Origin of the sequence: Legionella drozanskii LLAP-1, from assembly GCF_001467585.1 — a bacterium.
In the GTDB taxonomy this organism is placed as follows: domain Bacteria; phylum Pseudomonadota; class Gammaproteobacteria; order Legionellales; family Legionellaceae; genus Tatlockia; species Tatlockia drozanskii.
This window is the reverse complement of record NZ_LNXY01000028.1, coordinates 127,012-137,815: the sequence shown is the minus strand read 5'-3', so window position 1 is coordinate 137,815 and position 10,804 is coordinate 127,012. Positions and strand designations below refer to the sequence as shown.

The following is a 10,804-nucleotide window of genomic DNA, read 5'->3' as shown; positions in this document are numbered from 1 at the left end:
TATTGAAACCACTTCTTTCTTGTTGTTTTTTATTAAATAAGGCATCGGTTGTTTGTATGTGACCTCACCATTTTGTATGGTCAGTAAAGGAAGCGCTTGGATGGGGAATAGAATCTCCTCATTAAAAAAATGATTAAATGCTACGATTACCCGCCCAGATAAAGGAATGACTCCTAAAATAATAAGAAATAAAAGGTGCCCCATCCCCAATCCATGCCAACGCTTCACCACATCAGCATATAAAACAGAAGAATAGAACGAAGCGTAAAGAGCTTTACTATATTGTGATAGAGTAGAAAACCAATGATATAGTCGATCGTACATTAATACCTCTTGGGGGATATTATCCATCTTAAATCGCCCATATTTAACAAAATAGGTTATGGGCATTTATCTCATATTCTTTCCAGAGAATATAGAAAAACAAAAATCCTGAAAGAAAACAGATATTTCTCAAGGTTACCGTTTTAAAATAAGAGATCGTGTGATTAGAAAACCAATAATAATGCCTGCAAAATTTATCCAATAAAACGGCCAAGAAAAAATTCCAAGTCCTACAATATTGGGTCCAGGACAAATTCCAGTAATTCCCCAGCCCACACCAAAAGCAGCCGCACCAAGAATAAGTTGCCAGTCAATTCTTTCTTTGGTAGGTAATTCATAGCCCTTATTGAGTAAGGGTTTGGCCAACCATTTACGCAACTGAAATAAAAGAAAAGTAACCAATAAAGCCGTAAAGAAAGTGATATATAAATTTACTTTGAATGTTTCAGCACCAATTCTTAGACCTGATATAATAATATCTGGGCTATACATTCCTGTTAAAATTAAACCTAAACCGAATACCAAACCAGCCATTAATGAGATTAAAGATTTCATATTTTAACTCCTTAGTGTATTAACCAAGCCGTTATTATTGCAACAGGAAAGAAGATACTAACAGCAGTTATAGAGCGTTTGCGTAAGAGAGATACTCCACAAAGTCCGTGTCCACTGGTACAGCCATTGCCAAGATAGGTGCCTCCACCAACCAATATACCTCCCAGAAACAGTAGCCAATAACTCGTTTTAAAAATAGTTATGGGATTAGGAACAACCTGAACAAAATTAAAGATTACTCCACTTAAAAATAGTCCCAGAATAAATAAAATATTTTCGATATTAGGTCGATACGTTGCAAAATCCCATACACGAAATAATATGCCACTACAACCAAGAATTTTACCTCGAACCAAGAGCATTATTGCGGCGGCAACTCCAAGAAGAATTCCTCCTAGAACAACCTGTACTTCGATGATCATTATGACTATCTCCTTGATGTAAATGATTTTTTTTTATACCTACAAAATTAGGCTTGCATCCCATAATGGAATATCAAAATGCGATCAACAAAACCTATTGCACTTAAATGGCGTCATTTTCACGGTGAAGTGATCATGCAATGTTTACGGTGGTATTGTAAATACAACATCCGCTAAGAGATTTGGAAGAAATGCTGAGGGAAGGCGGTCTGAGCTTGATCACACTACTGTTTATCACTGGGTTCAGGTTTATGCACCTGAGCTTAAAAAACGACTTGAATGGCATAAGAAACATTATTCTTGACTTTGGCGCTGGGATGAAACCTACATCAAGATAAAAGGAGAATGGAAATAACTCTATCGCGCGGGTACACATTATTAATAAGTTAAGGGGCTAATGATCCTGGGGCAATCCTGTTGATTAGATTCAAATTCTGTTGCTACATCAATGTAGTATACTGGGAGGGTCGCTTCTGTCGTTAGAATAATACTATTGCTCGTAGCGTTCCGGCTGTGACGGAACTTAAGTTTTTGTTTTGACCAGGAGTAGGAATATAAGACAGAGCTGGCTCGAGAAAGATGTTCGTCAATAGGCTAGCTTGGTAATATAATTGAAACATCAATTCTGTTTTACGATCCGTGACTCGTTGATTTAACCAAGCTAGAGAGAAACCTGCGCCAATGGAATCTGATTCACGATTTGGTACTAAACCAAATGCAGTTAATCCTGCCCCAACTGATTGTTTCATGGGTAATACGCTAGAGTTATTAATCCCATACTGATAAAAGGCTGAAAGGCCACTGATGTCATAACCTGGATGCCGATACCATAAGCGTTGAGAACCAAATAAATAAGCCCCTGTAGCATCCAACTCGCTTAAATTATTCTGCCGAATAAGCCCAGTCTGATGCCATAATCCGATACTACTTGTGCCTGGCATTTTATTTTTTCCCAGTAGCCAGGCCTTACCTGTTTCTCCCACGTGAAAATAATTACCATTGAAATGTGGCCCTCTTAACCCGGTTTGTTTTCCGCTTGCTAAATTACCGTCATAAACTCCATAAGAAAGATACCATTGCTTTATAGGAGTGTAAGTCGCTGTGATGCCATAGGCAGAGTTTGTATAACCGGGCATGACTCCATCCACTGCAGGGTTAATAAATACAGGGGTGTAAATTAAACTAGTGACAGCCGGAATGTTAGGGGCACCCTGACTAAGTGCGACAGGTTTAATCACGTTATTAAAGTCTAAGGTTGTAATTGTTTTACCGATACGAATAAAGAATCGATCCTCAAAAAGTGCTTGTCTATACCAAAGTGCATAGAGTTCAGACCGATTATAGGGTGGAACATCAGGCAAAGAATTATACCCTTGGATCAAACCAGCTGGTCCATTAGTGTTTTGTGCATTCTGTTGAAGAAATTGAGCACTGAACAACCCTCCTTTCCAACCGTTGAATCGTTCCATTTCAATGGTTAAATCAATAAGACCAACACTATTTGAAGTCGACTTTTTTGCATTGGGAAGACCTCCTGCAAATAGACCATTCGTATCTCCGATCCACGCCCCTTGTACTTCAATGCCATGATTGTCATGTATACCTAACTTTTTTTCTATTAAATGCTGTAGGAGTCCCGAGCCAGTAGTCACGTTGACAGCCGCAGGGTTTGAACTGATGCTTTTTGGTTTCTGCTTTGAGTCGTTAGTTGAGGCTGGGGGAATTTCTGACTTCGCCGGCGTGGAAGAATCAGCATAGAGATTAAAAACACAAAAGAAGGAAAGTATCAGTGTAGTGATGCGCAAAAGGTACATAATTTTTCTTTTAATAGATTCTGAATAGCCCTCTTAGTAAGCCTCATATTTCTTCGTATTGCAATTCCATTCAATTTTAAGACTTGCTTATTAAAGTAATTAGGTTAGCTGTCTTGCTTTTTGCCTCCATACATATAATTATGTCTGATTAGCCATTTTAATGGGACTAGAATGCTAAAAAAATTACAAACTCTCGTTTTTCTCGCAACAGCTATCCAGGTATCTTCTCTTTTGGCAGAAACCTATCGTGTTCCAGCAACATCCGAAACAACAACCTTAGGTCTTTTTACACTTGATAAAACACCGGTCGTAAAAGTGCGCTCAGGCGATTCGGTCTCATTGGAAACATGGAATAGTTGTCTTCATGCAATGGTATTTAATAAAACAACACCTGACGATCTAGCAAAATTCTATGTCAAATATGATATTCAGAATAGGCGTGGAATGCATACTCTCACAGGGCCTGTTTTTGTCGAAGGGGCTGAACCGGGAGATGTATTAGAGATTCGGATTCTTGATATTAAACTGAATGACTTTGGATATAATTTCTTAAGCCCATCCCAAGGTATTTTATCGGAATTTACCAAACCAAGAGTTAAATACTTTAAATATGATCTAAAAAACAATAATACAGAATTCACTAAAGGTATGTGCTTACAGTTGAAACCTTTCCCAGGGATAATAGCCGTTGCTCCTCCACTTGATTGGCCTGATGGTTGGCCAGTCAATTTGCAAAAGCATATGGGACAGCCAGTAGCAGGGCAATTTAATTCTGTGCCTCCAGGGCCCTTTGGGGGCAATTTAGATGAACCAAGTTTACAAGTAGGTTCCATTCTTTATCTACCTGTATTTCAAAAAGGAGCCTTGGTTTGGACTGGAGATTCACATGCAATGCAAAGTAATGGCGAAATTGACGTAACGGCTTTGGAGACCTCCTATCAGGGCATAACTCTACAATTCATTGTAAGAAAAGACCTCAAAGCCGAGGGTGTTTTCGATAAAACGAAACGCAACGGTGGTAATTTGTTTACCTGGCCAATCATCGAAAATGCGTCTGAATGGATAATTGTTGGCTTAAATGAAGATCTTCTGGAGGCGATGCAACAGGCTTCTAAAAATGCGATTGACTTTTTAGTGCGTACCCAAGGGCTCTCACCGCAGGAGAGTTATCAATTCTTAAGTATGGTTGGCAGTTTTGAGATTGCTGAGGCAGTCAACGTTATTAAAAACGTAACAGTGCATCTTCCTAAAGAACAATTCAAGGGGTTAGGCAAAACTTCGACACTAAGTTCTGCAGGAAAATTTCCTTTAGAGATCCCAAAGGTCACTGCAAAAGCTCCTTGCAAACCTCAAGAGGGAATTACAATTACATAACATTTAGGTGATAAGATGAAAAAACTCATACTCTCTTTTCTCTCTTTACTAATAACCTCACTAGTATTCGCGCAGAATATTGTTGTTAACAACCAGACAAACTTTCCTAATAAAAATAAGGCTGCAAAAATTGCTATTCAATGGGCAAATAGTGCTAAAGATATTCAGAAGAGCAACAAGGCCTTAATGTATGGCTTAAAACTGAATCCTAGCTCCTTACAAGTTCTTTTACAGCTAGGTATGAATGAGTTAAGTATTCCCGAAAGTGCAAAACATTTCAGAGTTCTAGTATGGTCAGAAGGAAAGACAAAACCTAATTTACTGACTAACTGGGTTGATGTCATGCCGAATAAAACCTATAACTTGCTTCAAGAGCAACTCGCCCCAACAGTTCTAATGGTGGGTACAGGATGCTGAGCACTAAAGCTCAACAGCGGGGTAAATTACAGATCTGGGGCAAAAGCGAAATGCAAACAATATAAACCTGTTCAAAGATTTATATTTTTCATAATGACCATTACACACACTTGCAAATTTATTGGTGAACTAAAATAATATCGGAAAATAGCTCCAACGTACACGCTAGGCCGTATTCACGAAAGTGGATGCCAATAAGCAAATGATTAGTGCCAACCATTATAAACTAAGGTGAAATAATCTGGTCCGAAAACTAGCGAATCATAGGATCATTTAGTTACTCATCAATTTCCTCGTCTATTTATAGGGACAATAAATATAAAATTTTAACTTGAATCAAAATAATCCATAAAGATATTTTTTGGGTCAAATTAGCCATTAATTGTCTATAATTAGACTATCTTAATAGTTTATGGACTGATAATGGCTTTTCCAGTTTTGTTATCAGTAAATGACTGGCGTAAAAATACAAAAGGTTATCCTGATGGAGAAGTTGAGAGCTTATTAAGTGCCATTTATGATTCTAAAACAATTTATGAGCGCTTTGATAGTCTAATCGACCTCTTTAATCATTGCGAAAAACAACAGCCAGGCGGGACACACTATAGCGAATTAGCTTCTTCAGTATTAGCAATCATAGGTCATATCATTGATGATGATAAGCTAGACTCCATCAGGAAAAAAATAACTGCACGAGAAAAGATTCGTCGCTACGATCCCTATTTTATGCCTTGGGCACGCCCAAACCCGATTGATGTCAGTAACGATATGCTTAGTCTTGTAAAAGAAGCTCAGGATGTAATGCTAAATGAGATTAGTCAATTTCATAAGCAACTAAAAAAAAGTTCTAATTTATTAAAATATGGTGGTAGAAATACAAATTCAGACATCGACTATTTAGCACTTCGCTCCAATGTGGAAGAAAAGAGTTATGATGTAGAGGAGCTTGAAGCTTTTCGGGCAATACCGCATAAATCCAAATTACTAAAACTCGAAGTAGCACATAGCGGTGATAATAGACGCTTGTCTTTTAATTATCTTGATACTGCAAATCTCTCAATTAAGGCCTATGATACCCTTGTACAAAAACCTGAAAATTATCCTCAAACAGGGATTTACACTGTTCATGTCAATGGGGGTATTTTTATCGGACGCAGCTTAGCGCCTCAACGAATATCTACACTTTTTGACCCTGAGGCTATTCTTCATCCTTCCTATAGTGATAACTATTCAGGCATGCCTCTTTTTATGGCTGGTCAAACAAGAGTGAGCCAGGGAAATGTTCTGATGATTGACGGGGCGAGCGGCCACTATGCCCCTGACGATGCACAAACTTCCCAGGCAATTTCCTTTTTTAAAACGACGGGTATTGTTAATAATCACAGCCTTCTCTCTTATTATCGTCCACAGAAAGGAAGTGACGAAAAAGAGTATACTCCAATTAAATGTACGCAATTAGAAGCCAAATTATTGGATTTTTGTGTTTTAAATAAAATCGACTCAAGACAGGTAACTCAGCATTTTTTAAAGGAACTTGCCCCTAAATTTTATGTACCTTATATGTTGCAATCAAATATCATTGAACAAATCAATATTTGGGGAAGGGAAAAAGCAGTTATTTGGGATAGGCCTTCACCCCAGCTTCTTGCACTTACTGAAGCCGTTGAACAATTTTCAAAGTTTGCTGACTATCAACAGCCAGAGTTGACCATAGCTATACTTAATAAGGTTGATGAAGCAATCAGCGACTGGTATTCATATCATCAACGTTCTGGTACAGGCTCAAGAAGAGAGAAAGCAGTCAACAATTTGGAAAGACGCATATTAGAACAAAGGATGTACTATGCAAGTTATTTATTCTTAAAAAATTATTCTGAGGAAGGGTCTGTTGCCTATCAAGGTCTTATCACTGAATTTTTAAACTATCAAATAGACTTACAAACCTTCATTAGCGAACTTAATAAATTAAACCACCCTTCGCCTCCTCTTAAATTCTTCTCCGAAGAGGTCGATAAAAGGCAAGCTCCTCCTGAGGAACTTAGTCAATTTTATGAGCTTATCAGCCGCAAAATAGAATCAGTTGAGACCCTAAGAGAAATTAATTTTCAATTAAACAAAATGAATAATATGTCGGATGAAAGTTTGCAATTGACTTAACTTCCGATAATGGTAGCGAGTTCGCAGGGCATAAAGCTATTAGCATTGAACTTCAAGCTGATTTTTAATTCTAGGTGTTGCCTTAGCATCTGTTCCGTGTAATTGAAAAACATCCGTTGCCAAATCAACTCCCTATACTTTAATATCCTTCATTATGGATCCCTCACTTTTATTGAATGAATTTAACATTTTCATTCTGGCTCATAACGAAGCCTGGTCAAAGTGGTGGAGTCCATACTATTAGTTTGAGCCAGATATGCGGAAATACCCTAAAATGACCTGTATTTTCAATATTATTTGAGAACATAATACTGATTTAAAAAAATGATAACTATGATAAACGTAATAGAAAAACATTGGTCTCGAGTAGAGTACCTTCATGAACATGTAAAGAATCCCAATATCCATATAAAAGGCACACATAGCTACTACAGCAATGCCTGGTCAGGAAATTTTGAAGAGACTGTTGTGAGATATCTCTATGGAGATGAATTCAGTTTAAAAAACTGGCAGCCACAATGGGAAATTGATCAGCTCTATATAGGTGATTATGTTTGTATAGCAGCCGAAGTGATTATTATGTTAGGAGGAAATCATAATCATCGAGTGGATTGGTTTTGCTTATATCCTTTTGAAGATAATTATGTCAATGCCTATCAAGGGAAAGGTGATACTAACATTAAAGACGGAGTTTGGCTCGGTATGCGCTCAATAATTATGCCTGGTATTACGATTGGGGAAGGAGCAATCATCGCTTCAAATAGCATCGTGACAAAAGATGTTGAACCTTACAGTATTATTGCGGGCAGTCCTGCAAGACTAGTTAAAAAACGGTTTGAGGACAGCGTGATACAAAGGATTCTCAACTTAGATGTTTATTCCTGGGATAAAGAAAAATTTAATTGCTTGAAAAAGTATATTTGCGATAACGATATAGACAATCTTGAAGAACAAAGCAGAAAGTACGATGCCAGAAATCCCAAAAATTAAACAAAATGAAATCGATATCTTTATGATATTGACCTGATCTCAATAGTTACTATGTCCAAGCCTGATGAGGTGGTCCCAACTAAACACTATCGGATATACTTTAAACTGACAATAATTTGGATTTATAAATGCAGTTATCAGATTATTTAGAAGAAATTGGGTTGCCTAATAAAAAAATCGAATCTAAGGGACAGGTAAGTCATTTATTTTTAAAGCACAATATTTTAACCTTGTGGGATGCTGTTAACTATATACACGCCTTACCTTACGAACGAACTACAGATAGAGAAAATTATTTTCAAGTATTGGAAGAAAAACGAGGGACTTGCAGTGTAAAGCATGCATTAATTGCAGACTTGGCTCAAGAACAATTTATTCCCTTAAAATTAGTGCTTGGTATTTTTTTCTTAACTAGAGAGAACATGCCTAAAATTGCTCCTATTTTAGATAGTCATAAGATTAACAAAATACCAGAAGCACATTGTTTCTTAAAATACGAAATTCACTCGGTCGACATTACCTTTCCTGAAAGCACTGATTTTTCGTTTAATATAGATTTAGAGCAAGAACTTACTATCAATCCGCATCAGATTGGCCAATTTAAAATAGAAAAACATCAAGCATTTATTAGGGATTGGGGAAAACAACAAAATATAAAGTTTGATTTAATTTGGAAAGCCCGTGAAGAATGGATTAAAAAATTAAGCAAGAATGTAACTATCTGAAAATTGCCCAAATTCTTTGTTTTTATCGACTTGAATTTCTCACATTGTTTGATTTATAGTCTTCACTAAACGATTAAGGTGGTGGTCAATGATATTTTGAACCCTGCTTTTATCAAAATTTGGACAAAATCGCGGATAAGTACGGTCAAGACCATAAGACCATTTTTCCAAAGTATCCTGATCATATTGGTACATATCATCAATAATGAAGTGTGCTGCATAGAAATTGTCAGAATGTACACCGGCACCGCCATCGTATAAATTGCCATTTGGTAGTCTGATGACAACATGGTCGCATTCTTCACGCTCAGGCATCATTACAAAGCAGATGTGAACCTTTATTGGAAAGCGATGATTCCATGCATCATAAAATAATTTTGCAAACACACCGCAGGGACCATAATTAATTCTTGGAATATCACCATGGAAACCAAGCAATTGATTAATATCTTTTGTTAATTCATTAAGAATGTCTTTAATTTGCTCATCTACCATCAATAATCACTCTACTCTAAAATAAATATCATCGTCATGATTCACTAAAAACGAACCTTTTGTTTATGATAAATGAGCTGTGTATCTTTGAATACTTCGAATACGATTGATCTGTAGTTCTTTTAATATAGATAATCAGACCAAAAGACATTTCCGCGGTGGTTTTGAAAAGAATGAGGGTCGGCCGGGATTCTGACGAAAAGGCCAATAATGCTTACTTTTAATTTCAATTTAAATTCAACCCTTAATTTCTCAACTGTGTCAGCAGTGATTTTTCTGAATCGTTTAGGCGTTTATTCATTAAAGCTCTTCGCATAGAGGGCCCATTTTAGTCTCTAGTTGTCCTAATGAAGCCTTTGCAAGTCTGAGTTTCGCTTGTGTCATATTATACGACCGCCCTTACGTCCTCGCGCCCTGGCAGACGCCATTCCAGCAAGTATACGTTCCTTAATCATTTCTCGTTCAAACTGTGAAAGCGCTGCAAAATTAGCAAAGACCAACTTTCCAGCAGCAGTTGTGTATCAATCGCTGCACTATGACCTGTGAGCACTTTTAATCCAATGCTTCTTGCAGTTAAGTCATGGATCATATTGACAAGGTGATGAAGATCTCTCCCCAAACGGATCCTAAAATCTTATCTGTTTAGCTAAAGAAGCAACATCCATAGAAGGTGTTACAGCACTTGCCAAGTGTCCAGATTGATCTTTATAAAGACATACCCAGCTATCTTTTCCATTCATATTAAAAGGTAGTGGTCCTTGTGTTAATGTTAAAGAAGATAGAGCTTCGTTAGCTTTAGCTTGCGCATCTTTTTCGTGTTTTGCTTTAAATTCGCCAATTACAAGAGACCATGTTTCGTTTGTATCAAAATTAACTGAGGCGACACTGCCATACCAAATATCTCCATCTTTATGCATAAAATTAATACCTACTCCCTGTAATGCGGCTACTGTTGGACAATTATTTGGTTTTTCTGGAGCAGAAAAGCTAATTTGAGATAATGAAAACAATAGAGCTGCACTTATAATTTTTGCTGTCATGGCTAATCCTCGAGTTAATTATAAATATTTGATCTTCGTGTTTTTGTAAGACAAAGTGCACTATTTATTACGCACTTTGGTAAAATATCAAATAACAAAAAAGATATCTAGGGGCTTTTGACATTTACATCGGCAGCCAGGTACTTTCAGAAGAAAGAACTCCTTTATATTTTTCCTTATGATATATAGCAACGTGTTTTAATCCGATTAACTCTTTTGCTCGTGGCTCATTATCTTTAACATAACCATTTTTTTGTTGCTCATTATTCATGGCTAAATACTTTTTCATCTTATTTGCCATATGAGCATCGTTTGCATTTTGTTTAATACTATTGCTTTCAATGTATTTACTTGCAGATACCCTATTTACTTCAATAGAGTCCAGTAGTTCAATACCAGCTTTAGCAAGCATTGCTCTGTTTCTTTTGTCAATTTCTTCAGTAGTTATAGTAGGTTGAACATCTGCCATTGCTTTAAAAGAGAATATAAAC

At 36.9% G+C, this 10,804-nt stretch carries 13 protein-coding genes; 5 read left to right on the top strand and 8 right to left on the bottom strand.

Annotated elements, in window-relative coordinates:
* The 4 genes from Ldro_RS13210 to Ldro_RS13195 form a co-directional block, all read right to left on the bottom strand.
* Nucleotides 1-324 (bottom strand): DUF1189 family protein (locus tag Ldro_RS13210; RefSeq protein ID WP_238584019.1); only part of this gene is annotated, 324 nt, incomplete at its 3' end.
* Between the two features lie 135 nt (nucleotides 325-459).
* Nucleotides 460-879 carry a DUF6691 family protein gene (locus Ldro_RS13205; protein ID WP_058496894.1) on the bottom strand — a complete coding sequence of 140 codons (420 nt, stop codon included), beginning with the start codon at nucleotides 877-879 and terminating at the stop codon, nucleotides 460-462.
* Between the two features lie 11 nt (nucleotides 880-890).
* Nucleotides 891-1,301, bottom strand: a complete 411-nt coding sequence (locus Ldro_RS13200; RefSeq protein WP_058496893.1) for a YeeE/YedE family protein — start codon at nucleotides 1,299-1,301, stop codon at nucleotides 891-893.
* Nucleotides 1,302-1,780: 479 nt separating this feature from the next.
* Nucleotides 1,781-3,115: a carbohydrate porin gene (locus tag Ldro_RS13195; RefSeq protein ID WP_083497969.1), complete on the bottom strand. Its 1,335-nt coding sequence runs from the start codon at nucleotides 3,113-3,115 to the stop codon at nucleotides 1,781-1,783.
* A 171-nt stretch (nucleotides 3,116-3,286) separates the two neighbouring features.
* On the opposite strand from Ldro_RS13195, the gene Ldro_RS13190 reads away from it, so the two are divergent.
* The 5 genes from Ldro_RS13190 (at nucleotide 3,287) to Ldro_RS13170 (ending at nucleotide 8,778) form a co-directional block, all read left to right on the top strand.
* Entirely contained in the window at nucleotides 3,287-4,489 is a 1,203-nt protein-coding gene (locus Ldro_RS13190) for an acetamidase/formamidase family protein (protein WP_058496892.1), read from the top strand.
* Between the two features lie 15 nt (nucleotides 4,490-4,504).
* Entirely contained in the window at nucleotides 4,505-4,906 is a 402-nt protein-coding gene (locus tag Ldro_RS13185) for a hypothetical protein (RefSeq protein WP_058496891.1), read from the top strand.
* Nucleotides 4,907-5,329: 423 nt separating this feature from the next.
* On the top strand, nucleotides 5,330-7,063 hold the full coding sequence (locus Ldro_RS13180) for a hypothetical protein (protein WP_058496890.1): 1,734 nt from the start codon (nucleotides 5,330-5,332) through the stop codon (nucleotides 7,061-7,063).
* A 333-nt stretch (nucleotides 7,064-7,396) separates the two neighbouring features.
* Nucleotides 7,397-8,053 carry a CatB-related O-acetyltransferase gene (locus Ldro_RS13175; protein ID WP_058496889.1) on the top strand — a complete coding sequence of 219 codons (657 nt, stop codon included), beginning with the start codon at nucleotides 7,397-7,399 and terminating at the stop codon, nucleotides 8,051-8,053.
* Nucleotides 8,054-8,181: 128 nt separating this feature from the next.
* Nucleotides 8,182-8,778, top strand: coding sequence for a hypothetical protein (locus Ldro_RS13170; RefSeq protein WP_058496888.1), 597 nt, complete (start codon nucleotides 8,182-8,184; stop codon nucleotides 8,776-8,778).
* 39 nt (nucleotides 8,779-8,817) lie between these two features.
* Here the strand turns inward: Ldro_RS13170 and Ldro_RS13165 are convergent, their stop codons facing one another.
* From Ldro_RS13165 to Ldro_RS13155, 4 genes are all read right to left on the bottom strand, one after another.
* The gene (locus Ldro_RS13165; protein ID WP_058496887.1) at nucleotides 8,818-9,273 is read right to left on the bottom strand and encodes a hypothetical protein; all 456 of its coding nucleotides are present in this window, start codon (nucleotides 9,271-9,273) and stop codon (nucleotides 8,818-8,820) included.
* Between the two features lie 380 nt (nucleotides 9,274-9,653).
* Nucleotides 9,654-9,773, bottom strand: coding sequence for a recombinase family protein (locus tag Ldro_RS17095; protein WP_476630048.1), 120 nt, complete (start codon nucleotides 9,771-9,773; stop codon nucleotides 9,654-9,656).
* 126 nt (nucleotides 9,774-9,899) lie between these two features.
* On the bottom strand, nucleotides 9,900-10,313 hold the full coding sequence (locus Ldro_RS13160) for a DUF4949 domain-containing protein (RefSeq protein WP_058496886.1): 414 nt from the start codon (nucleotides 10,311-10,313) through the stop codon (nucleotides 9,900-9,902).
* Nucleotides 10,314-10,437: 124 nt separating this feature from the next.
* Entirely contained in the window at nucleotides 10,438-10,782 is a 345-nt protein-coding gene (locus Ldro_RS13155) for a hypothetical protein (RefSeq protein ID WP_058496885.1), read from the bottom strand.
* Nucleotides 10,783-10,804: the final 22 nt, after the last annotated feature.